This is a genomic window from Pelagibacterium lacus (assembly GCF_003345525.1).
GTDB classification, from domain to species: Bacteria; Pseudomonadota; Alphaproteobacteria; order Rhizobiales; family Devosiaceae; genus Pelagibacterium; species Pelagibacterium lacus.
The window spans coordinates 13,418-36,184 of sequence record NZ_QQNH01000004.1 but is presented as its reverse complement, the minus strand read 5'-3'; the positions used below and the strand labels follow the sequence as shown (position 1 = coordinate 36,184).

Here is a 22,767-nt window from a genome sequence, read left to right as displayed (position 1 = left end):
CAACGGAGCTAAGCATCGGTTCGGGGGGACGCGGCGAATTATTCCGCCGCATCCGCAGGAGGCGCGAGCTCGGGATCACCACCCGGCTCGTCATTGTCGGCTTCGAAATCGGTGAGTTCGACATTGAGGCCCAGCGAGCGGATTTCCTTGACGAGAACGTTGAAGCTCTCGGGGATTCCCGCCTCGAAGGTGTCGTCTCCACGCACGATGGCTTCGTAGACCTTGGTCCGGCCTGCCACGTCGTCCGACTTGACGGTGAGCATTTCCTGCAAGGTGTAGGCAGCACCGTAAGCCTCGAGTGCCCAGACCTCCATTTCACCGAAGCGCTGGCCGCCGAACTGCGCCTTGCCGCCCAGCGGCTGCTGGGTCACGAGACTGTAGGGGCCGATCGAACGGGCGTGGATCTTGTCGTCCACCAGGTGGTGCAGCTTGAGCATGTAGATATACCCAACCGTCACCTTGCGGTCGAACTCCTCGCCGGTCCGGCCGTCGAACAATGTCGACTGGCCCGAGCCATCGAGCCCTGCCCGCTCCAGCATCTCGACGATGTCGGCTTCCTTGGCGCCGTCGAACACCGGCGTCGCGATCGATACGCCCTTGGAAATCTGCTGGCCCAGACGAACGATCCCGTCGTCGTCGAGATCGCCGACATAGTCGTCGCCCTCATAGAGCGCGCTGATTTCCTTCTTGAGCGGCGTCACGTCCTTGTTCTGGCGATAGGCCTCCATCATGGCGTCGATCTTGCGACCCATGCCGCGGGCGGCCCAGCCCAGATGGGTTTCGAGGATCTGCCCGACATTCATGCGCGAAGGCACGCCCAGCGGGTTGAGGACGATATCCACATGGGTCCCGTCCTCGAGGAACGGCATGTCCTCGACCGGCATGATGCGCGAGATGACGCCCTTGTTGCCGTGGCGGCCGGCCATCTTGTCGCCCGACTGGATCTTGCGCTTGGTGGCGACGAAGACCTTGACCATCTTCATCACGCCTGGCGGAAGCTCGTCGCCGCGCTGCAGCTTGTCGACCTTGTCGATGAAGCGCTGCTCGAGCATGCGACGGCTTTCGTCGTACTGCGCCTGCAGGGCCTCGATCTCGCTCATCAGCTTGTCGTCTTCGACGGCGAACTGCCACCACTTCGACCGCGCATGCGCCTCGAAGATGGAATCGTTGAGCTTGGTGCCGGCCACATAGCCCTTGGGCCCGGTGGTCGCCGCCTTGCCGAACAGCATTTCCTTCAACCGCGCATAGACGTTGCGATCGAGGATCGACTGCTCGTCGTCGCGGTCCTTGGCCAGGCGCTCGATTTCCTCGCGCTCGATGGCCATGGCACGCTCGTCCTTGTCGATGCCGTGGCGGTTGAACACCCGCACCTCGACCACGATGCCGCCGTCCCCGGGAGGAACGCGCAGCGAAGTGTCGCGGACGTCGGACGCCTTTTCGCCGAAGATGGCGCGCAGGAGCTTTTCTTCCGGCGTCATCGGGCTTTCGCCCTTGGGCGTGATCTTGCCGACCAGGATGTCGCCGGCCTGAACTTCCGCACCGATATGGACGATACCGGCTTCGTCGAGGTTCTTGAGCGCTTCTTCCGAGACGTTCGGAATGTCGCGGGTGATTTCCTCGGGCCCGAGCTTGGTGTCGCGGGCCATCACTTCATATTCCTCGATATGGATCGAGGTGAAGACGTCATCCTGCACGATCTTCTCGCTGAGCAGGATGGAGTCTTCGAAGTTGTAGCCGTTCCAGGGCATGAAGGCGACCAGCACGTTGCGGCCGAGCGCCAGGTCGCCCAGATCGGTCGAGGGACCGTCCGCGATGATGTCGCCAGCCTGGACGTGGTCGCCGACATTGACCAGCGGGCGCTGGTTGATGCAGGTCGACTGGTTCGAGCGCTGGAACTTCATCAGGTTGTAGATGTCGACGCCGGACTTCGACGCATCGGTCTCCTCGGTGGCGCGGATGACCACGCGGGTCGCATCCACCTGATCGACGATACCGGTACGCAGGGCCGCGATCGCGGCGCCGGAATCCCGGGCCACCACCGATTCCATGCCCGTGCCCACGAAGGGGGCTTCCGCACGCAGAAGCGGCACGGCCTGGCGCTGCATGTTCGAGCCCATCAGGGCGCGGTTGGCGTCGTCGTTCTCGAGGAACGGGATCAGCGCCGCGGCGACCGAAACCACCTGCTTGGGCGACACGTCCATGAGGTCGACCTGCTCGCGCGGCGTCAGCGACGGCTCGCCGGCATGGCGGGCCACCACCATGTCGTTGACGAACTCACCCTTGTCGCTGACCGTGGCATTGGCCTGGGCGATGTGGTGCTTGGCCTCTTCCATGGCGGAGAGATAGACCACCTCGTCGGTGACCTTGCCGTCCACGACCTTGCGGTACGGGGTTTCGATGAAGCCGTACTTGTTGACGCGGGCGAAGGTCGCCAGCGAGTTGATGAGGCCGATATTGGGCCCTTCCGGCGTCTCGATCGGGCAGATGCGGCCATAGTGCGTGACGTGAACGTCGCGAACTTCAAAGCCGGCCCGTTCGCGGGTAAGACCGCCCGGCCCAAGCGCGGAAAGGCGGCGCTTGTTGGTGATCTCCGACAGCGGGTTGGTCTGGTCCATGAACTGCGAAAGCTGGGACGAGCCGAAGAACTCGCGTACCGCCGCCGCAGCCGGCTTGGCGTTGATCAGGTCCTGCGGCATCACCGTGTCGATCTCGACCGAGCTCATGCGCTCCTTGATGGCGCGTTCCATGCGCAGCAGGCCGAGGCGATAATGGTTTTCCATCAGTTCGCCGACCGAACGCACGCGGCGGTTGCCGAGATTGTCGATGTCGTCGATCTCGCCCTTGCCGTCACGCAGTTCGACGAGCGTGCGGACCACCTCGACGATGTCTTCCTTGCGCAGCACGCGCACGGTGTCTTCCGCCTCGATGTCCAGGCGCATGTTCATCTTCACCCGGCCGACCGAGGACAGGTCGTAGCGCTCGGAATCGAAGAACAGCGAATTGAGCATCGCTTCGGCGGTTTCGACGGTGGGGGGCTCGCCCGGACGCATCACCCGGTAGATGTCGAACAGAGCATCCTCGCGGGTCTCGTTCTTGTCCACGGCCAGGGTGTTGCGGATATAGGCGCCCACATTGACGTGGTCGATATCGAGGATCGGCAGCTCGTCGAAGCCCTTCTCGATCAGGGTCGCCAGCAGCTTCTCGTCGATCTCGTCGCCGGCCTCGGCAAAGATCTCGCCATTGGACATGTCGACCATGTCATGGCCCAGATACATGCCATAGAGGTCTTCGTCGGTGGCCAGCAGATGCGTCACGCCGGCATCGGCCAGCTTCTTGGCCGACCGCGCGGTGAGGCGCGAGCCGCCTTCATGCACCACGTCGCCCGTATTGGCGTCGATCAGGTCGTAGACCGGCTTGGTGCCCTTGAGCTTTTCGGCATCGAACGGCTTCTTCCAGCCCTTGTCGCTCTTGGCGTAGGACTGGATGTCGTAATAGGTCGAGAGGATTTCCTCGGCATTGAGGCCCAGCGCCTTCAGGAGCGAGGTCACCGGGATCTTGCGGCGGCGGTCGATGCGCGCATAGACGATATCCTTGGCGTCGAATTCGATATCGAGCCAGGACCCGCGATAGGGGATGATGCGCGCGGCGAACAGCAGCTTGCCCGAGGAATGGGTCTTGCCCTTGTCGTGATCGAAGAACACGCCGGGGCTGCGGTGCATCTGCGAAACGATGACGCGCTCGGTGCCGTTGATGATGAAGGTGCCGACCGACGTCATGAAGGGCATGTCGCCCATATAGACGTCCTGCTCCTTGATGTCCTTGACCGAACGCGCGCCGGTGTCTTCATCGACCTCGAAAACGATCAGGCGCAGGGTCACCTTGAGCGGCGCCGCGAAAGTGAGGTCGCGCTGACGGCATTCCTCGACATCGTATTTGGGCTGTTCGAATTCGTAGCTGACGAATTCAAGGCTCGCGGTATTGGAAAAATCGGTGATCGGGAACACCGACTTGAAGACCGACTGCAAACCTTCGGTGGGACGCCCGCCTTCCGGTTCGTCGACCATGAGGAACTGCCCGTAGGATTCCCTCTGGACGTCGATCAGGTTCGGCATCTCCGTGACTTCACGAATGGACCCAAAGGACTTGCGCACCTTGCGGCGGCCGTTGAACGTGGTAGCCATGTACCCGCTTCCTCTCGTTTCCAGCGTTTCCGGCAGAAATGGCGCCCATTTCTGCGCTTCGGAAAACGCGCTATTGCTAACGCATGTCTCGGAGGCAGCTGTTCAAAGAATCGACAATCAGCCGTCGGTTCTTTGAACAGGTGCCCTTTCTGACGTTGTATCGTGCTGGTGTGCTTATCGGCCAATTGTGGCCTTAGGCCGATGGCCCACCGTATTTCCGCAACTTCCGCCCTGCCCTTCCGGGTGGCGTCCGCCTCCATCCTGTTCGCGGAGGCGGGGGACGGGATGGCCCATGGGCCATCCCGAAAATCGTCTCACAAGAGACGAATTACTTGAGCTCGACCTTGGCGCCAGCGGCTTCCAGCTTGCCCTTGAGGTCTTCGGCTTCGGCCTTGTTGACGCCTTCCTTGACGGGCTTGGGAGCGCCTTCGACGAGGTCCTTGGCTTCCTTCAGGCCCAGGCCGGTGATGGCGCGGACTTCCTTGATGACGTTGATCTTCTGGGCACCGGCATCGGTGAGGATCACGTCGAATTCCGTCTGCTCTTCAGCCGGGGCGGCAGCGGCGGCGGCGCCACCGGCAGCAGCAACGGCAACAGGAGCGGCGGCGGAAACGCCCCACTTCTCTTCGAGCAACTTGGAGAGCTCGGAAGCCTCCAGGACGGTCAGTGCGGACAGGTCGTCCACGAGCTTTGCAAGATCAGCCATTTGATCAGCCTTTTCTTTCGTATGGTTTCAGTTTGAACCGTGGATGGTCGCGCCGCCTTATGCAGCGCCCTTTTCCGAGTAAGCGGAGATAACGCGGGCGACGGATGCGCCCGGTTCCTTGGCCAGACGGGCGAGCTGGGCTGCAGGCTGCGTGAGCAGACCGGCGAGCTTGGCGCGCAGTTCGTCCAGCGAAGGCAGATCGGCCAGCGCCTTGATGCCGTCGGCATCGAGTTCGGTCGAGCCCATCGCGCCGCCGAGGATCACGAACTTGTTGTTCGAATCGGCGAACTTCTTGGCAACACGAGGTGCCGTGACGGGGTCTTCCGAAAAGGCGAGGACGGTCGGGCCAGTCAGAAGACCCGAGAAATCCGCAATATCGGTTTCCTTAAGAGCGAGCTTGGCAAGGCGGTTCTTTGCGACCTTCACCTGTCCGCCGGCCTGCTTCATCTGCACACGCAGCTTTTCGAAGTCAGACACCGACAGACCGGCATAGTGAGCGACGACGACCGCGCCCGAGCCGGCGAATGCCTGCTGGAGCGAGGAGACGACCTCAGCTTTTTCCGCTCTATCCACTGCTACTCTCCACGAGTTAGGCACGAACCGAGCAGGATCGTACCCGTTGCAATAAGCCACCCCGATATCGGGGTGGCGGTGCAGTGCCTGTAAACCCGCTGGCGAAGCGACGCTCCGCAACCGGTTCGGTTCAAACCAAAACGAGTGGCTTTCGCCAAAATCTCGTCCGGGTCGTCACCCCATCTCTTGGTGGCCACCGGGAGCCCCCGGCGATTAGGATGGCAAGCCGCCATCACCACACAGTCTCGGACAGGACTTTACCCAAAAGGGTTTTTTGGCCCTTTTGGGTATCCCGGGCGGCCGGAACCGCCCGAAACTGGTTTTCTCGCAGGTCTTAGAGGACCGACGAGGGGTCCACATGGACGCCGGCGCCCATGGTGGAGGAAACGGCGACGCGCCGGACATAGGTGCCCTTGGCGCCCGAGGGCTTGGCCCGGGACACGGCTTCGGCGAGCGCCTTGATGTTCTCGATGAGCTGGTCTTCGGAGAACGAAGCCTTGCCCACGCCGGCATGGATGATGCCGGCCTTTTCCACGCGGAACTCGACCGCGCCGCCCTTGGCGGCCTTGACCGCACCGGCGACGTCCGGGGTCACCGTGCCGACCTTGGGGTTCGGCATCAGGTTGCGCGGGCCGAGGATCTTGCCCAGGCGGCCGACCAGCGGCATCATGTCCGGGGTGGCGATGCAGCGGTCGAAATTGATGTTGCCGTTCTGGATCTGCTCGGCGAGGTCGTCGGCGCCCACGATATCCGCGCCGGCCGCCCTGGCCTCCTCGGCCTTGGCATCCTTGGCGAACACGGCGACACGAACGGTCTTGCCGGTGCCGTTGGGCAGGTTGACGACGCCGCGGACCATCTGGTCGGCGTGGCGCGGGTCGACGCCCAGGTTCATCGCGACTTCGATGGTCTCGTCGAACTTGGCCGTGGCGCGGTCCTTGACCATCTTGATGGCCTCGTCGACGCCATAGAGCTTCTTGCGGTCGATCCCCTCACGGACCTGCTTGGTGCGCTTTGCAATCTTGGTCATGATCGAATTACCCTTCAACCTGCAGGCCCATGGAGCGGGCGGAGCCGGCAACCATGCTCATGGCGGCCTCAACGGTATCGGCGTTGAGATCCTTCATCTTCTTTTCGGCGATCTCGCGCACCTGCGCTTCGGTCAGCTTGCCGGCGCTGTCATGGCCGGGCTTCTTGGAGCCGGACCTGAGGTTGATCGCCTTCTTGATGAAATAGGTCACCGGCGGCAGCTTCATCTCGAAAGTGAAGCTCTTGTCGGCGAACGCGGTGATCACGACCGGAATCGGGGCACCCTTTTCCATTTCCTGCGTGGCGGCGTTGAAGGCCTTGCAGAATTCCATGATGTTGAGGCCGCGCTGACCGAGGGCCGGGCCGATCGGGGGCGAGGGAGTCGCGGATGCGGCAGGCACCTGCAACTTGATGTAACCGGTAATCTTCTTTGCCATGGTCGTTCCTTTCAATAAACCGCCAAAGCGGCCATTTGGTGACGGCGTGGTGCGAGGGGTTCACCGGCGGATGGCAACCGCCGCCCTCTTCCACACTGTTTGCGCAGGGGATCGCCCCGAAACCTCGGAGCCCCGTGCGAAGCGGTCAGACCTTCTCGACCTGACCGTATTCCAGCTCGACCGGCGTCGGCCGACCGAAAATCGATACTTCCACCTTGAGGCGCGAGCGCTCCTCGTCGACTTCCTCGACGACGCCGGAAAAGCTCGCGAACGGCCCGTCGGACACCCGGACATTCTCCCCGATCTCGAAGCTGACGGACGGCTTGGGCCGGTCGACGCCCTCCTGCACCTGCTGCAGGATGTTCATCGCCTCGCTCTCGGAGATCGGCTGCGGCTTGTTGTCCGCGCCCAGGAACCCGGTGACCTTGGGCGTATTCTTGATCAGGTGGAAGGTCTCGTCGGTGAGTTCCATCTTGACCAGGACATAGCCCGGGAAAAACTTGCGCTCGGCATCGACCTTACGGCCGCGGCGCACTTCGGTGACCTTCTCGGTCGGCACCAGCACATCGTCGAACAGGTGGTCGAGCCCGTTGGCCACCACCTTCTGCTTGATGTCCTCGGCGACCTTGCGCTCGAAGTTCGAATACGCCTGAACGATATACCAACGCTTGGCCATACTGCTTTTATGCTCCTCGTCCGCCGCCGGCTTAGCGAATGGACAGAATTAACCCGACAAAGAACTGGATGATCTGATCCGCCGCCAGAAAGAACAGGCTGGCGAAGATCACCATGATCAGAACCATCACAGTCGAGATCAGCGTCTCGTTGCGAGTCGGCCAAACCACCTTGGCGACTTCCGAACGGACCTGCTGAAAGAACGTAAAAGGATTAGTCCGGGCCATATACCGCTCGACGTCTGGTGTTGATTTCGGGGCTTAAAGTCCATAAGCAATTGCCGCGCGAGTCGGATCGCACGGCCAAGAGTGGGTTATCTAGACGCTGAGCCGCCCGAACGCAAGGGCACGGCCAATCTTTTTTGCGCGGGGGCGCCGCTTGTACCCCGGATCGCCGGCTTGCGCCATAGATTGACTTTTTGCCGTAACAGCCTACCTTATTTGTCATGATGATGTCCAAGGATCAGATCAGCCGTCTCGTCCGCCGCGAACATCCCGTCACGGGAGCGCGGCCCTAAGGTCATGCCAGGCGTCGCATGACCTTAGGGTCATCATGAGCCCCATACGCTCCGATCATCCAGACGCCCTTCAAACCTCACTCATTCAGCTCCCGCCCGTCTTGCCGCGGGTCAACCACCCATGGAGAACCCCATGAGCCTTTTTCAAGTCGACGGCGCCCTTCCCGAAATCGTCGTCAGTCGCGATGACTTCATCATTCTCAGCAAGCTGGCCAGCGCCGCCAACACCGAGACGGGAGAAGACCTGATCGGTGAGCTCGAACGCGCCACCATCGCCGAGACCGAAACGCTGCCCGCCAATGTCGTCCGCATGGGCGCCACGGTCAGCTACAGCATCGCCGGCGAGGCCCCGCGCACCGTGCGACTGGTCTATCCCGCCGATGCCGACATCGCCTCGGGCGCCATTTCCGTGCTGACCCCGATCGGTACCGCCCTGCTCGGCCTCAAGCCGGGCCAGTCCATCGGTTGGACCGCGACCGACGGACGCGAATTGCAGCTCAAGGTCATCGCCGTCTTCGGCGGCTCCTACGACGCCGGCCGGCCGCAACAGCGGGCGAGCGCGCCCGAAACCCCGGAAGATCCCGGCCCGTTCGCGGCGTGAGGCAGTTCTGACGATTTGTTGGAAAACTGGCAGGGGCGGAGGGACTCGAACCCCCGGCCCTCGGTTTTGGAGACCGATGCTCTACCAACTGAGCTACACCCCTGCATTGGCGGTTGATCTAATCGCAAAGCGGTCCCGAGGCAAGTCCCTCGGGGCTGAATTATAAAAAAGAAAGGGCGGCCAGATGGCCGCCCTTTTTGCATTCGAACCGGAGGGGTCCGGGATTACTCGACGATCTTGGAGACGACGCCGGCGCCGACGGTACGGCCGCCTTCGCGGATCGCGAAGCGCAGCTTTTCTTCCATGGCGATCGGAACGATCAGTTCCACGTTCATCTCCACGTTGTCGCCCGGCATCACCATCTCGACGCCTTCCTTGAGCGTCACAACACCCGTCACGTCCGTCGTCCGGAAATAGAACTGGGGACGGTAATTGGTGAAGAACGGGGTATGACGGCCGCCCTCTTCCTTGGTCAGGATATAGGCTTCCGCAACGAACTTGGTGTGCGGGGTCACCGAACCGGGCTTGCACAGAACCTGACCACGCTCGACCTGGGTGCGGTCGATGCCGCGGATCAGCGCGCCGATATTGTCGCCGGCCTCACCCGAATCGAGCAGCTTGCGGAACATCTCGACGCCGGTCACCGTCGTCTTGAGCGTCGGCTTGATCCCGACGATCTCGACTTCCTCGCCCACCTTGACGATGCCGCGCTCGACGCGACCGGTCACAACCGTGCCACGGCCCGAGATCGAGAACACGTCCTCGACCGGCATCAGGAACGGAAGGTCCTTGGGACGCTCCGGGGTCGGGATATAGGCGTCAACCTGGCGCATCAGCTCCAGAACCGCGTCATGGCCGATCTCGGGGCGCTTGTCCTCGAGCGCCATCAGCGCCGAGCCCTTGACGATCGGAACGTCGTCGCCGGGGAATTCGTACGAGCTCAAGAGCTCGCGCACTTCCAGCTCGACCAGCTCGAGCAGTTCCTCGTCGTCCACCTGGTCGACCTTGTTGAGGAACACCACAAGCGCCGGAACGCCGACCTGGCGCGAGAGCAGGATGTGCTCGCGCGTCTGCGGCATCGGGCCGTCGGCCGCCGAAACCACTAGGATCGCGCCGTCCATCTGCGCCGCACCCGTGATCATGTTCTTCACATAGTCAGCGTGGCCAGGGCAGTCCACATGCGCGTAGTGACGGTTCTCCGTCTCATACTCAACATGCGAGGTCGAAATGGTGATCCCGCGCGCCTTCTCCTCGGGAGCCTTGTCGATCTGGTCGTAAGCCGAGAACGTCGCACCACCCGTCTCTGCCAGAACCTTCGTGATCGCTGCCGTCAGAGACGTCTTGCCATGGTCAACGTGACCAATCGTGCCAATGTTAACGTGCGGCTTGTTGCGGGTGAATTTTTCCTTGCCCATGTGCTCACAACCGTAATCTAGAAGTTAAAACTGCCGGGCGTTTACCCGGTTGGGCGGGCATAAACAAGTGCTTTTTCCGTCGCGCCGGTTTCGGCCCCGCCCCGCCCATGCAAAAGAGCGGGCAAGCGGCCCCTCGCCTCTTGCCCGCTCCCTTGAGAGCAATTCCACTTATCCGATCAATCGGGCGTTCCGCTCGCCGGACGGCACCTCTTCCGGGCAGGCCATGATCACACGGATATCGTCATAGTCCCGGTCCGAACCGCCGCGCTCGGGCGGACGATCTTCCCAGCCGTAATACATGTAGCGTCCATAGGAGCACCCTTCCGTCGCCGTCTGGGGCGTTCGCCCGGTCTGCCGCGGCGGGATCAGGCCGCCCTTGCTCGGCGGCTCCTTGCATTCCCGAAGGGTGTCGCAAATGATCGTTTCGACGATGGTGAAGGACGCAAGGCCCCGGTGCTCGTCCGCCTTGCCCCGCTCGGAAACCGTATCGGAATAGTAATTATTGCGGGTCCCGCCCCTGTCCCAGCGATCGGCGGTAGTTCGGCGTTGGCGGACATCCTCCAGGGCGTTGATCACGTTCTCCAGCCGCATGCTCAGATGCGAACCGCGCGGACATTGTGGCATCAGATAGGTGTATTTGCGCTGCCCGATGCTTCCGCCTTTGATCTGCCGCCAGACTCCCTCCTCCTGGGTATCGAGCTGATCCACGCCCCACATGGTTCTGTTTTCATATTGCGTACGCAAGACGCTGTCTTGGATCGGCACGTCTTCGATCGGGCTGCCCGGATCGGGCGTGAACTCGGACCCGCCATTATCGGCGATGGGCACCATCTGGGTGCGCCGGGGAAGCAGGGGATCGTTCAGCGGGCGATCCGGCCAATAGCAATAGAGCCAGATCCGATTGAAGTCCCATGCCTCGAATTCCAGCGCGGTGAATTCGGGTGGGCTATAGATGAGATCGGGCTCGGACGCCTGCGCCACCGCCGAAACCGTCACCCGCTGCGTGTCGTCGATGCCCGGCAGCAGGTTTATGAAGGCCAGCGGCACATCAGCGCTCGCGCTCACGCGAACCGTGAACTGCTGCACGATCCATTCCCGGTCCAGTTCGACATTGGACGCCCAGTTCCCCTGATAGGTCCGGCCGATCTCCGCGAGCGTTGCCGTGCGGACCAAATCCCATTGGGCATCCTCCCAGCTTCCCGCGGCCGCCTTGGGATCGCTCTTGTAGGTCGCATCGAGCGCCGCCGAATCCACCTCGGCCTGCAGGAACTGGCGCACATGCTGGATGCGCAGGTAATCGACCGCCCAGCCCGCCATGGCGATGAAGGGAATGGCCATCACCGCGAAGATCACCGCGACGACGCCATCGTCCCGACGAAGGAAATCCCGTAGTCTGCGTCCCATCTGCCTGACCATGTTTGTCTCGGCGCCGGAGCGCCGGGCATTTTCACGACAAGACGGCCGGAAGTGTTCGACCGTAAGCAGATCACACAGTATCGGAATGGATTTTCAGTAAACTTACGCAGTATATGAAAAACACGATGGCAGGATTTACGCCGCGCTAACCCTCTTTGCCATAGAGCGCCGTCGCGCGCGCCACTTCCCGTTTCGAGCCGATGATCACCCCGATCCGCTGATGCAGCCCGCTGGGCTCCACGTCGAGAATGGCCTGCGTGCCGGTCGAGGAGGCGCCCCCCGCCGCCTCGACGATCATGCTCATAGGGTTGGCTTCATAGAGCAGCCGCAGCCGCCCGCCCTTGTCCCGGGTCCCCTCGTCTTCCGGATAGAGGAAGATGCCGCCGCGGCACAGGATGCGGTGCAGGTCGGCGACCATGGCCGCGCACCAGCGCATATTGTAGCTCTTGCCGAACGGACCGGACGTGCCCGCGAGGCAGGCCTCGATGAAATCGGCGGTCGGCCGATACCACTTGCCGCGCCGCGAGGCGTTGATGGAAAATTCGGCCGCTTCCTCGGGTATGCGCAGACCGTCGCGCACCAGCGCGAACCGCTCCGCCGCCTCGTCGAGGCTGAAAATGGTCACGCCCCGGCCGGTCGTCAGCACGAGGAGCGTCGCCGGACCGTAGAGCACATAGCCCGCCGCGACCTGCCGGCGGCCGGACTGCAGCACGTCCCGCTCGGTGACGGGCCCCGCCCCTCCGAGATCGAGCACCGAGAAGATAGAGCCGACCGCGCCGTTGACTTCGAGATTGGAGGACCCGTCCAGGGGATCGAAGATCAGCGCCAGCCGGCCTTCCGAGCCCTCGACCACCACGATATCCTCGAGTTCTTCGGACACCATGGCCGCGAGGACACCGCTCTCCCGCCCCTTTGCCAGGAAAATGTCATTGGCGACCACGTCGAGCTTTTTCTGCTCCTCGCCCTGGACGTTCACCGCCTGGATGGAAGCGGTGTCCCCCGCCAGCGCGGCCGCGCGCAGCGCATCGACGATATCGATGGCACAACCAGCCACCAGTTCGAAAACCGTCCCGATTTCAGAGGACACGCCCGAGGTCTTGATCCAGTCCGTCAACGAAAGCGACATGTTCAGGCTCCTGGCAATTGCGATGGTGCGCCCCCGATACCAGCCGGCGGCGCGAAGTCGAGAGCGACAAAAGTCCTAGGTCCGGCCCCAGCCATCCCGCTTGTGCGCCCGGAAAAGTTGAGAGACCATGGCCGCCCCACTCCTGCGGTAGCTCCCATGCCTCCCACCTCCTCCGGCATCGAACGCAACAGCCCCGACTACTGGCGCGCGTCGATCGCCCTGTTCCTCGCCGCCTTCTCGGTATTTGCGTCCGTCTATTCCGTTCAACCGATTCTGCCCCTGCTGGCTACCGAATTCGACCTCGACGCGGCCACCAGTTCCTTTGCCGTCTCGGCCACCACGGGCACGCTGGCCGTCAGCCTCGTGGTCGTCAGTTGGCTCGGCAATCGCTTCGACCGCAAATCGCTGATGATGGCCACCATGGTCGCAACCGCGCTGATCGGGCTCGCCATTCCGATGATGCAGGCCTGGTGGCCGCTGGTCGGATTGCGGGCGCTGCTCGGGGTCGCGGTCTGCGGCGTGCCGGCCATCGCCATGGTCTATCTCGCCGAGGAGATGTCCACCGAAGCGCTGGGCTTCGGCATGGGCCTGTTCATCGGCGGCTCGGCGATGGGCGGCATGGCCGGGCGGCTGCTGGTCGGCTTTCTCGCCGATCATTTCGACTGGCGCATCGCGCTGTTCGCCCTGTCCGCCGTAGTGGTCGTCAACGCCATCCTGTTCTTCGTCCTGCTGCCGGCCCCGCGCCGCTCGGCGACCGGAACGCTCACCGTCGCCACTTTTGCCGCCAATGTGGCGGACCTCTTCAAGGACAAGGCCCTGCCGCTCCTGTTCCTCGCCGCCTTCCTTCTAATGGGCGGCTTCGTCGCCATCTACAATTATATCGGCTTTCGCCTGCTCGCCCCGCCCTACAGCCTGTCCCAGAGCCAGGTTTCGCTGATCTTCATCGTCTATCTGGTGGGCACGCTGGGCTCGGCCTGGATGGGCGCGCTCGCCGGGCGCCTGGGGCGGCGCCGGGTGTTCTGGCCCATGGTCGTCGTGACACTGTCGGGCATCGTGCTGACACTGGTCTCGGCCATATGGGCCGTGGTCTTCGGCATTGCCGTGATGACCTTCGGCTTTTTCGCCGCCCATTCCATCGCCAGCGCGTGGGTCGCGCGGCGGGCGCAGACGGCAAGGGCACAGGGCAGCGCCATTTATCTGCTCGCCTATTATGCCGGGTCGAGCGTCATCGGCACCTTCGGTGGCTATGGATGGTCGCACGGCGGATGGCCGGGGGTCGTCGCCATTGCCGGCGGCGCCATCCTCGTGACGCTGGCGATCGCCTGGCAGCTCTACCGCATCCCGCCCATCCTGGCCCCGGATCGCCCGCCGCAACCGCCGCAGGGCATCTGAGTCGAAGGCTCAGGCTTCCGGGCCCGGCCATACGGGCACATTGTCGATCAGCCTTACCCCGTCGATCCAGGCGGCAACGAGCAGCCTGGCGGCCGAGCGGTCCACACGCTGGACAGGTGCCAGATCGGCCGCATCGCGCAGTTCGAGATATTCGACCTCCCCGAAACCCCCTTCGAGGATCGACCGGCGCGCCGCCGCGAGAATGGGTTCGGCCTCCGCCCCGCCCGTCAGTTGGTCGGCGGCGGCGGTCAGCGCGGTGATGAGGGCGACGGCCCGCGACCGTCCTTCCGGGCTCAGCCGGGCGTTTCGCGACGAAAGCGCCAGCCCGTCCGCCGCCCGGACGGTGGACGCGCCGATGATCTCGATGGGGATGTCGAGATCCTGCGCCATGCGGCGGATCACCGCGAGCTGCTGGTAGTCCTTCTCGCCGAACACCGCGATATCGGCCTGGGACTGCAGGAAAAGTTTGGCGACCACCGTCGCCACGCCGTCGAAATGCCCCGGCCGGTGGGCGCCGCACAGCCCCTCGCTGACCCCTTTGACCGACACCGTGGTCGAAAACCCCTCCGGATACATCGCCTCGACGCCCGGGGCGAAGAGGAGATCGACCCCTTCCGTTTCCAGCCGTGCCGCATCCTCGGCCTCGCTCCGCGGATAGAGGCGCAGATCCTCGGCGCTGTTGAACTGCCTGGGATTGACGAACAGGGTGACGATGACCCGATCGGCCCTGCCCCGTGCCGCCCGCACCAGCGACAAATGCCCTTCATGCAGCGCGCCCATGGTCGGCACGAGCCCGATCCTGTCCCCCGCCCCGCGCCAGAGCCTCACCTGCGCCCGCAGTTCCGCAACGCTTCTGACGATCGGCAGGCCCATCAGGCGCCCTTCGCGCTGGCGGTCGTTTCGCCGAACACGTGCTCGCTGGAGGGAAACTGCCGCTCGCGCACCTCTGCGGCATAGGCCGCGACCGCCGCCTCCGCGTCGGCTGCGAGATTGGCATAACGCTTGACGAATTTCGGCTTGAAATCGGCGAACATGCCCAGCATGTCATCGACCACCAGTATCTGCCCGTCACACGCCGCCGAGGCGCCTATGCCGATGGTGGGGATACGGATGTCGGACGTGATGCGGCGGGCAAGGATATCGGGAATCTTTTCGGCGACCACGGAAAAGGCGCCGGCCTCCGCCACCGCCTGCGCGTCGTGCAGAATGGCCTGCGCCTCGGCGCCCCGGCCCCGCACCTTGTAGCCGCCCAGCGCGTTGACCGATTGCGGCGTGAGTCCGATATGCCCCATCACCGGGATGCCGCGTTGCACGATATGCCGGATGGTCGGCGCCATATGGGTGCCGCCCTCGAGCTTCACCGCCCCCGCCCCTGTCTCGCGCATCAGGATGGCCGCATTGCGGAACGCCTGCTCCGGGCTTTCCTCATAGGCGCCGAACGGCAGGTCGATCACCATCAGCGCATGGGCCAGCCCGCGGCGGACCGCCTTGCCGTGCAGGATCATCATCTCCATGGTGACCCCGAGCGTGTCGGGCAGGCCGTGCATCACCATGCCGACGCTGTCGCCGACCAGGACCAGGTCGCAATGCCGGTCGACGATCTGCGCCATGGGGGTGGTGTAGGCGGTCAGGCACACGATCGGCGCGCCGCCCTTGCGCGCTGCGATATCCGGCGGCGTCACGGGCGCCGCGGCGCCTTTCGCATAGGTCATCTGCTCTCTCCCCGGACGTCGAAATGGCCTTCACCTATATGGCGGCACTCCTAGACGATCTCAAGGCGGAGGGAAAACCCGACTTTCGATGAATGGGACGAACCGCACATCGATTTGCGACAAACGGCACGGCGGCGCGCGGGCCGGGCCTGTAGAGTCCCCCGAAAAATTTGAAAAGGGATTGCTCAATGTCGAATGGCTCGGCCTCCAGCTTCTTTGCCACCGTGGGTGCGGACAAGACCCTCACGGCGCGGTTTCTGGCCATAACCGAAGGCAAGCATGCCGGGGACGCCCTCCTGGCCATCGCAGCTTTCGCCCAGGAGATCGGCTTCGACCTCACCTTCGAGGATATCCAGGCGGTGTGTTCGTCCCGGTCCCGTTAACCCTCGATTAGCCATGGGCTCCCTAGATTGGCGCTGACGAAGCGATCGGGGGCGAGCATGGCTTCCCATCTTCCCTATTCGAGATTTTCCACCCGCTACCTCCATCCGGGGCGCCGGTTCGAAGCCTGGCGCGAACAATTGTCGGTGCTCTACGAGCCGCGCCTGCCCGAGACGGTCGATCCCGCCACCTTCCAGGTCGATGTCGCGGGGTTCCTGCTGGGGCCGGTCAGCCAGATGCGCTGCGTCGCCGACCGGCAGCATTTCGCCCGCGACAAGCGCAAGGCCGATGCGGACGGCCTCGACAATTACATGATCCAGATTTTCCAGCGCGGCGGCTGCGTCGCCGATCTCGGCAAGGGCGAGGTCGTCCTCAACACCGGCGATATCTGCGTCTTCGACAACACCCAGCCCCTCGCCTCCCGGAACAGCGATTTCGACCTCCTGGCCATCTTCGTGCCGCGAAACCTGCTCGCGCCGCTGATCACCAATCCCGATGGCCGCCACCTGACCGCCGTTTGCGCCGACGATCCCCTCGCCATCCTGTTGCGCAACCACATCCTCAGCCTCAACGCCAATGCCGCGTCGCTGACCCACGCATCCGGCCAGGCGCTCGTGGCGCCGACCCTCGCCCTCATCGCCGCGACCCTCAACGGAGCACCGGATTCGGTGGAGGCCGGCCGCAGCGCCGTCGGTCTCGCCATCGGAACCCGCATCAAGCAATTCATCGACGACCATCTCGCCGATCCCGACCTGGGGGCTGCATGCATCGCCACCAGTTTCGGCATTTCGCGGGCTCGCCTCTACCGCCTGTTCGCCGCCTATGACGGGGTGGCGAGCTACATCCGCAACCGCCGGCTCGGCACGGCGATGACCATCCTGCGCAATCCGCGTCAGCGCCACCGCAAGATCATCGACATTGCGCTTGAAATCGGCTTTGCGTCGGAAAGCAGCTTCATCCGTGCGTTCCGCCGGCGCTATCACCACACCCCCGCCGAATCCCGCTTCGAGAGCCCCAGCCCCCTCTCGGGCGGCTCCACCGAGCATGAGGCCGGCGACGTCGCCTGGCGCGAATGGATCCGCTCGCTTCAGGCCTGACCGATACCCTCTATGGACTCTGCCAATCGCTGGCCGAGCAACAGGGCGCTTCCCGTTGCCAGCACCAGTTGCGGCAGCACCAGCCATTCCAGCGTCCAGGCCGCGCCCGAGCGCTCCTGTTCGTGAACCAGCGCCTGCGCCATGGTCCCGCTGGCGCCCGCGGCGAAACGGGCTAGGGAAACCAGCACTTCGGCGCCAACCGGGTTCTGCTTGTGCGGCATGGCCGATGATCCGCCGCCGCCCGAAAGCCTGATCTCGTCTCCCCCGGCCTGCGCCATCAGGGCCACGTCCTGCCCCATCTTGCCCAGGCTGCCGGCGACAAGGGCCAGCCAGTCGGCGAATTCCACGAGCCTGTCGCGCTGGCTGTGCCAGTTGCGATCCGGCGCATCGAGTCCGAGGCGCCTGGCCAGCCCGGCGGTGACGGCCGGCGCTTCAGGCCCCACCTTGGCCAGGGTCCCGACCGCGCCGCCATATTGCACGACGAAAACCCGCCCCGTCATCTCGGCAAGCCGGGTGCGGTGACGCCGGAGGGGCATGCGCCACGCCGCCAGCCGATCGGCCACGCGGATCTCCAGCGCATCCTGCATGCGGGTCCGCCCCATCAGCCGATGCGCGCCCCAACGGGCGGCAATCTCCCCGATGGCCGCGTCCAGCGCCTCAATGCGCCGGTCGAGTATGAGGGCGGCCTCCCTGAGGCGCAGGACGAGGCTGGTATCGATCACGTCCTGGCTGGTGGCGTCGAAATGAAGATGGGACGCGCTGTCCGGATCGAGGCCGGCCTTGAGCTGCCGCACAAGTTCGGGCACCACCACCCCGTCCCTCGCCACCCCATCGCGCAGCCTGGCGATATCGGGCGCGAATCCATCCAGCCGGGCCGCGATGGTTGCGGCAGCATCCTGCGGGATCACCCCGCATTCCGCCTGCGCCGCCGCCAGCGCGATCTCGAACCGAACCATGGCCGCGATATCGGCCTCTACGGCCAGCAATCCGGCCAGTTCGGGATCGCCGAACAGGCCGGAAAGGATCGGGTGATCGAATGCCGAGAGCCCCATCAGATGTCCAGAAACACCGTTTCGTTCTCACCCTGGAGGTAGATGTCGAACGTTACGCTATCCCCCTCCCGCTGGCCGATCATCGTGCCGTCACGCCCGATCATCCGCGCCTTGGCCAGAATGGGGTCCTTGCGGTTGGCGTCGGCCTCGTCGGAAAAGTACATCCGGGTCTGCAACCCGATATTGATGCCGCGCGCCACGATCCAGAAGGTGATGTGCGGCGCCATGAAGCCGCCATTGGGCGCGGGAACGGCCCCCGGCTTGATGGTATCGAACACAAAGCGTCCATTCTCGTCCGCCGCCTGCCGGCCCCAGCCGATGCAGTGCGGATCGGCGCCGGTGCGGTGTTCGGCCGGGCTGTTGTAGATACCCCCGGCATCGGCCTGCCAGATTTCCACCACGCAGTCGGACACCGGATTGCCGCCGCCATCGACCACCCGCCCGGCGACGGTTATGCGCTCGCCCTTCACGCCATCGGTGACCACCTGGCTCCCCAAATCCTCGGGGATCACCCCGCTGATGCCGCTCCAGTTCGGCGTCATGCCGATATGGACGTAGGGGCCGGCCGTCTGGGACGGGGTTTCCTTGAGATAATCCAGTCGCGTGACCATCAATTGCCCTCCGGACGGTTTTCAAAGAAGGTCGAGCGACGTCCGCGCAGGACGATGTCGAACCTGTAGGCGCGCAGATCCATCGGAATGGTATTGTTCATGTCGAGCCGGGCCACAAGCCGGTCGATCGCCGCCTTGTCGGAAATCGTGTTGACGATGGGACAGATGGCGATCATCGGATCGCCTTCGAAATACATCTGGCTGATCAGCCGCTGGGCGAAGCCCGATCCGAACAGCGAGAAATGGATATGGGCCGGCCGCCAGTCATTGACCCCGTTCGGCCAGGGATAGGCCCCCGGTTTCACCGTCCTGAACCAGTAATAGCCGTTCTCGTCGGTGATCGTGCGCCCGAAGCCGCCGAAATTGGGGTCCAGCACGGCGCGGTAGCCCTCGCGCTTGTGGCGATAGCGCCCGCCGGCATTGGCCTGCCAGAATTCGATCAGCACATTGGGCACCGGCTTGGCGTTCTGGTCGAGCAATTGCCCATGGACCACGATCCGCTGGCCGATCGCCTCTTCGCCCGGCTTGGCGTAGTTGACGATCAGGTCGTTGTCGAGCTCGCCCAGCATGTTGTGCCCGAAGGCCGGACCGGTCTTTTCGCTCAGCGTGCTGGCGAAGCTGATCCGCGCCTGCTTGGGCGCGCGCAGCACCGATGACTTGTATCCCGGCGCATAGGCCGGGGGATGCTGGGAGTGGTCCCGCTCCATGAAGGCGCCGGCCTCGGCGCGGGCATTTGCCAATCTATCGTTCATTGCTCCTCACCTTTCATGCGCGCCAGCGCGCTTTTCGCCAGCTTGATGGCGTGGTTGGCGGTTGGGACCCCGGCATAGATGGCGACATGGAGCATGATCTCCCTTATGTCGTCCTCGGTGGCACCGGTGCGCGCCGTCGCCTCGATATGCATGACCATTTCCTCGTAGTGCCCCAGCGCCGCCAGCAGCGCAATCGTGACGATGGAACGCTGCCGCTTGTCCCAATTGTCGCGCGACCAGACATGCCCCCAGGCCGCCTCGGTGATCAGGCTCTGGAACGGCGCCTCGAACTCGGTCATCATGGCCTGGCGTGCGTCCACGTAATCTTCGCCCAGCACGGCGCGCCGCGTGGTCATGCCCTGGCTGTATCGCGCCGCGGGCTCGTCTTTATGCGTCATTGCGCACTGCTCCTTTGTTCCACCCGGCCGATCAGCCCGGCAATCGCCGCGGCCACCGTGCCGGGCGCTTCCACGCAGGGCAGATGCCCCGCGCCTTCGATGATCTGGAATGTCGCGCCGGGAATGGAGGCGGCGAATGCCTCCACCAGCGCCGGCGGCGTCGCCCCGTCCTCTGAGCCCACGACAACCGAAACCGGCACCGCGATGGCAGCCGCGTCGGCGCGCCGGTCATAGGCGGCGATGGCCGCGCATGTGGCGAGATAGCCCTCGACGGGCTGCCGCTCGAACATGGCCGCCGCCAGCTGGAATTGTGCACCGCCTTTTTCCCGGAACGCGGCACCGAACCAGCGCGCCAAAATGCCCGGCGCCGCCGCGGCCAGCCCCGACTGGCGAATGGTCGCGATGCGCTGGTTCCAGAAATCGGGCTCGCCGATCCGCGCCGCCGTATCGCACAGCACGAGGCCAGCCACGAGGTCGGGCCGCCGGTGATAGAGTTCCTGCGCCACCTGCCCGCCGACCGACAGGCCGCAGATGACCGCCGCCCCGATCTCCAGCGCATCCATCAGGCCGGCCAGGTCGCCGGCCAGATCGGCGATCGCATAGGGCGTGCGGCCGATGCCGGAGAGGCCATGCCCGCGCAGGTCGAAGGCCAGCGTACCGCAATCGAGCTCGGCCCGCACATCGTCCCAGATGCGGAAATCGGTCCCCAGCGAATTGATGAACACCACCGTGGCCCGCCCGGCCGGGGCGGGATCGTGGCGATAGTGGACGACGACGTCGCCGATCTGCTTTGCTTGCATGCCTGTGCTCCTCGATGGTCGTAACTTTGCGCGCACAAAATGGTTTTGTAAAATGAAAGAACGCGCCCTATAAATAACCTATCAGTCATGGATTGAACGATGATCGAAAGCCGCATCCGCTTCCGGCATTTGCGCACCCTGATCGAGACGGCGCGCCAGAATTCGGTCGGCAAGGCTGCCGATGTGCTGGGCGTCAGCCAGCCCGCGGTGACCAAGACCCTGCGCGAGCTCGAGACCATCCTGGGCAAGAAGCTGGTCGAACGCGACGGGCGCGGCATAAGGATCACCCAATATGGCGAAGTTTTCCTGCGCCATGCAGGCGCTTCGGTCGCCGCCCTACAGCAGGGGGTGGACGGCCTCTCCCGCATCGATGCCGGCCCTCCGCTCAATATCGGCGCCCTGCCCACCGTCTCCGCCCACATCATGCCGGCGGCGGTCCAGGCCTTCCTCGCCGAGAAGACCGACAGCCCGATCAAGATCGTCACCGGCGAGAACCGGGTGCTACTGGATCATCTGCGCATGGGGCGGCTCGATCTGGTCATCGGCCGCCTCGCCGCCGCCGAACAGATGCATGGCCTGAGCTTTGAATATCTCTATTCCGAACAGGTGCGTTTCGTCGTCCGCGACGGGCATCCCCTGCTCGCCCGGCCCCGGTTCGATTTCTCGCGCCTGCGCGATTTCCCGATCCTGATGCCCACCCGCGAATCGGTGATCCGGCCCTTCGTCGATCGCTACCTGCTCTCCCATGGCATGGCCGAATTGCCCCACACCATCGAGACCGTGTCGGATTCCTTCGGCCAGGCCTTCGTGGAGCAGACCGACGCGGTCTGGGTGATTTCCGATGGCGTCGTGGCCCGCGATGTTCGCGCCGGGCGGCTGCGCCTCCTGCCGCTCGATACCGCCGAGACCCGGGGCGCGGTCGGCCTCACCCGGCGCGAGGGCGCGCAGACCAATGCCTCCCTCGAAATCCTCAGCCAGGCCCTACGCGCCGTCGCGCGCCGGCTGGCCCGCTAGGCCGTCGCGCAGCGCCTGCGGCCCATAGCCAACGCTGCGAGCAAAGAAGCGGCTGAAATAGGCGGGATCGGGATAGCCGAGCAGGATGCCGATCTCCTTGACGCTCAACGGGCTGAATTGCAGGTATCGCCGCGCTTCCACGATGATGCGCTTTTCGATCACCGCCAGGGCGGAGGTCCCGAGGATCTGCCGGCACACCCGGTTGAGATGGGTCGGCGTTATCCCCAGCTTCCCGGCATAAAAGCCGATCTTGCGCGTGTCGCGATAATGCTGGTCCACAAGGGCGAGAAAGGCGCGCGCATGGCGTTCCGACGTCGCCTGCTGCGCGCTTTGCTGGCGCGCCGCCGCCACGTCGAGCCGATGCGCCGCGATCAGCAAGAGGGTCAGCCGCGCCCGCAGGGCCGCCACCTGTCCCGGCGCCTTCCGGTCGGCCTCGGTCACCAGCCGCTTCACCGTGAGGTCGAGTTCGTCCCTCTCCACCACCCCTTCCATGGGCGAGAGTATGCGCGACTGCATGAGGCCGTTGGCATGGGGGCCGATCTCGGCCAGCGCCGAGCGCACATCCTGCGCGAAGAGCGTCAGGACGAAGCCGGTGACATCGGTGCTGAACACGAAGCTGTGCACCGCCATGGGCGGCACGATGACCAGGGCCGGCGGCGCCACCTCCACCGTGTGGCCATCCAGCATGACGCTGGCCTCTCCCGTCTCGATATAGAGAATCTGATAGAGCTGGTCATGGCGATGCGGCGATATGCGAAACCCGTACAGCCGCGACCGCGACGTGATGGTTTCCCAGTGCAGCCAGCTTTCGTCATGGCTCTGATCTTCGCCGTAAAGGGCGTATGTCGGGATCGCACTCATGTTGTGATAATCCAACTCTATGTT

The 22,767-nt window shown here is 64.2% G+C and carries 23 protein-coding genes and 1 tRNA gene; 5 read left to right on the top strand and 19 right to left on the bottom strand.

Annotated elements, in window-relative coordinates; all coding sequences use genetic code 11:
• Nucleotides 1-38: 38 nt before the first annotated feature.
• The 7 genes from rpoB to secE all read right to left on the bottom strand — a co-directional run bounded on the left by rpoB (nucleotide 39) and on the right by secE (nucleotide 7,825).
• A complete protein-coding gene (rpoB, locus tag DVH29_RS04155) occupies nucleotides 39-4,181 on the bottom strand; it encodes a DNA-directed RNA polymerase subunit beta (RefSeq protein WP_114644906.1) in 4,143 nt (1,380 codons plus the stop codon).
• Nucleotides 4,182-4,509: 328 nt separating this feature from the next.
• A complete protein-coding gene (gene rplL, locus DVH29_RS04150) occupies nucleotides 4,510-4,887 on the bottom strand; it encodes a 50S ribosomal protein L7/L12 (protein ID WP_114644905.1) in 378 nt (125 codons plus the stop codon).
• Between the two features lie 57 nt (nucleotides 4,888-4,944).
• Nucleotides 4,945-5,460, bottom strand: a complete 516-nt coding sequence (rplJ, locus tag DVH29_RS04145) for a 50S ribosomal protein L10 (RefSeq protein WP_114644904.1) — start codon at nucleotides 5,458-5,460, stop codon at nucleotides 4,945-4,947.
• A gap of 334 nt (nucleotides 5,461-5,794) precedes the next feature.
• A complete protein-coding gene (gene rplA / locus DVH29_RS04140) occupies nucleotides 5,795-6,487 on the bottom strand; it encodes a 50S ribosomal protein L1 (protein ID WP_114644903.1) in 693 nt (230 codons plus the stop codon).
• 7 nt (nucleotides 6,488-6,494) lie between these two features.
• Nucleotides 6,495-6,923, bottom strand: a complete 429-nt coding sequence (gene rplK / locus DVH29_RS04135) for a 50S ribosomal protein L11 (RefSeq protein WP_114644902.1) — start codon at nucleotides 6,921-6,923, stop codon at nucleotides 6,495-6,497.
• Between the two features lie 145 nt (nucleotides 6,924-7,068).
• Nucleotides 7,069-7,599 carry a transcription termination/antitermination protein NusG gene (gene nusG, locus DVH29_RS04130; RefSeq protein ID WP_114644901.1) on the bottom strand — a complete coding sequence of 177 codons (531 nt, stop codon included), beginning with the start codon at nucleotides 7,597-7,599 and terminating at the stop codon, nucleotides 7,069-7,071.
• Nucleotides 7,600-7,630: 31 nt separating this feature from the next.
• Nucleotides 7,631-7,825: a preprotein translocase subunit SecE gene (gene secE, locus DVH29_RS04125; protein WP_114644900.1), complete on the bottom strand. Its 195-nt coding sequence runs from the start codon at nucleotides 7,823-7,825 to the stop codon at nucleotides 7,631-7,633.
• Nucleotides 7,826-8,248: 423 nt separating this feature from the next.
• On the opposite strand from secE, the gene rnk reads away from it, so the two are divergent.
• Nucleotides 8,249-8,716: a nucleoside diphosphate kinase regulator gene (rnk, locus tag DVH29_RS04120; protein WP_114645059.1), complete on the top strand. Its 468-nt coding sequence runs from the start codon at nucleotides 8,249-8,251 to the stop codon at nucleotides 8,714-8,716.
• A gap of 27 nt (nucleotides 8,717-8,743) precedes the next feature.
• On the opposite strand, the gene DVH29_RS04115 is transcribed toward rnk, so the two are convergent.
• From DVH29_RS04115 to DVH29_RS04100, 4 genes are all read right to left on the bottom strand, one after another.
• Nucleotides 8,744-8,819, bottom strand: a tRNA-Trp gene (locus tag DVH29_RS04115).
• A 121-nt stretch (nucleotides 8,820-8,940) separates the two neighbouring features.
• Complete coding sequence (gene tuf, locus DVH29_RS04110; RefSeq protein ID WP_114644899.1) at nucleotides 8,941-10,131, bottom strand: elongation factor Tu; 1,191 nt, start codon at nucleotides 10,129-10,131, stop codon at nucleotides 8,941-8,943.
• Nucleotides 10,132-10,299: 168 nt separating this feature from the next.
• Complete coding sequence (locus DVH29_RS04105; RefSeq protein WP_158541554.1) at nucleotides 10,300-11,535, bottom strand: TadE/TadG family type IV pilus assembly protein; 1,236 nt, start codon at nucleotides 11,533-11,535, stop codon at nucleotides 10,300-10,302.
• 157 nt (nucleotides 11,536-11,692) lie between these two features.
• Complete coding sequence (locus DVH29_RS04100; RefSeq protein ID WP_114644897.1) at nucleotides 11,693-12,673, bottom strand: class 1 fructose-bisphosphatase; 981 nt, start codon at nucleotides 12,671-12,673, stop codon at nucleotides 11,693-11,695.
• A 156-nt stretch (nucleotides 12,674-12,829) separates the two neighbouring features.
• Here DVH29_RS04100 and DVH29_RS04095 point away from each other — a divergent pair, with 156 nt between their 5' ends.
• Entirely contained in the window at nucleotides 12,830-14,065 is a 1,236-nt protein-coding gene (locus DVH29_RS04095) for an MFS transporter (RefSeq protein ID WP_114644896.1), read from the top strand.
• A gap of 9 nt (nucleotides 14,066-14,074) precedes the next feature.
• Here the strand turns inward: DVH29_RS04095 and panC are convergent, their stop codons facing one another.
• Both panC and panB read right to left on the bottom strand, forming a co-directional pair.
• A complete protein-coding gene (gene panC, locus DVH29_RS04090; protein WP_114644895.1) occupies nucleotides 14,075-14,938 on the bottom strand; it encodes a pantoate--beta-alanine ligase in 864 nt (287 codons plus the stop codon).
• The gene (panB, locus tag DVH29_RS04085) at nucleotides 14,938-15,777 is read right to left on the bottom strand and encodes a 3-methyl-2-oxobutanoate hydroxymethyltransferase (RefSeq protein WP_114644894.1); all 840 of its coding nucleotides are present in this window, start codon (nucleotides 15,775-15,777) and stop codon (nucleotides 14,938-14,940) included. The genes panC and panB overlap by 1 nt, the downstream gene beginning before the upstream one ends.
• Nucleotides 15,778-15,965: 188 nt before the next feature.
• Between panB and DVH29_RS04080 the strand changes: the two genes are divergently transcribed.
• Together DVH29_RS04080 and DVH29_RS04075 are read left to right on the top strand one after the other, a co-directional pair.
• Nucleotides 15,966-16,160: a hypothetical protein gene (locus DVH29_RS04080; protein WP_114644893.1), complete on the top strand. Its 195-nt coding sequence runs from the start codon at nucleotides 15,966-15,968 to the stop codon at nucleotides 16,158-16,160.
• Between the two features lie 57 nt (nucleotides 16,161-16,217).
• The gene (locus DVH29_RS04075) at nucleotides 16,218-17,255 is read left to right on the top strand and encodes a helix-turn-helix domain-containing protein (protein WP_114644892.1); all 1,038 of its coding nucleotides are present in this window, start codon (nucleotides 16,218-16,220) and stop codon (nucleotides 17,253-17,255) included.
• Here the strand turns inward: DVH29_RS04075 and DVH29_RS04070 are convergent.
• The 5 genes from DVH29_RS04070 to pcaD are packed head-to-tail and all read right to left on the bottom strand — an operon-like array spanning nucleotide 17,246 to nucleotide 20,868.
• A complete protein-coding gene (locus DVH29_RS04070; RefSeq protein ID WP_114644891.1) occupies nucleotides 17,246-18,307 on the bottom strand; it encodes a 3-carboxy-cis,cis-muconate cycloisomerase in 1,062 nt (353 codons plus the stop codon). The genes DVH29_RS04075 and DVH29_RS04070 overlap by 10 nt on opposite strands.
• Nucleotides 18,307-18,918, bottom strand: coding sequence for a protocatechuate 3,4-dioxygenase subunit alpha (gene pcaG, locus DVH29_RS04065; RefSeq protein WP_114644890.1), 612 nt, complete (start codon nucleotides 18,916-18,918; stop codon nucleotides 18,307-18,309). Before pcaG ends, DVH29_RS04070 begins: the two co-directional genes overlap by 1 nt.
• Complete coding sequence (gene pcaH, locus DVH29_RS04060) at nucleotides 18,918-19,670, bottom strand: protocatechuate 3,4-dioxygenase subunit beta (protein WP_114644889.1); 753 nt, start codon at nucleotides 19,668-19,670, stop codon at nucleotides 18,918-18,920. Before pcaH ends, pcaG begins: the two co-directional genes overlap by 1 nt.
• On the bottom strand, nucleotides 19,667-20,068 hold the full coding sequence (gene pcaC, locus DVH29_RS04055) for a 4-carboxymuconolactone decarboxylase (protein ID WP_114644888.1): 402 nt from the start codon (nucleotides 20,066-20,068) through the stop codon (nucleotides 19,667-19,669). Before pcaC ends, pcaH begins: the two co-directional genes overlap by 4 nt.
• On the bottom strand, nucleotides 20,065-20,868 hold the full coding sequence (gene pcaD, locus DVH29_RS04050) for a 3-oxoadipate enol-lactonase (protein ID WP_114644887.1): 804 nt from the start codon (nucleotides 20,866-20,868) through the stop codon (nucleotides 20,065-20,067). Before pcaD ends, pcaC begins: the two co-directional genes overlap by 4 nt.
• 99 nt (nucleotides 20,869-20,967) lie before the next feature.
• Between pcaD and pcaQ the strand changes: the two genes are divergently transcribed.
• Nucleotides 20,968-21,882 (top strand): pca operon transcription factor PcaQ, encoded by a 915-nt coding sequence (gene pcaQ / locus DVH29_RS04045; RefSeq protein WP_114644886.1) that lies wholly within the window; start codon nucleotides 20,968-20,970, stop codon nucleotides 21,880-21,882.
• Here the strand turns inward: pcaQ and DVH29_RS04040 are convergent.
• Nucleotides 21,850-22,743, bottom strand: a complete 894-nt coding sequence (locus tag DVH29_RS04040; RefSeq protein ID WP_114645058.1) for a helix-turn-helix domain-containing protein — start codon at nucleotides 22,741-22,743, stop codon at nucleotides 21,850-21,852. The two genes, pcaQ and DVH29_RS04040, sit on opposite strands and share 33 nt — an antisense overlap.
• Between the last annotated feature and the right edge of the window lie 24 nt (nucleotides 22,744-22,767).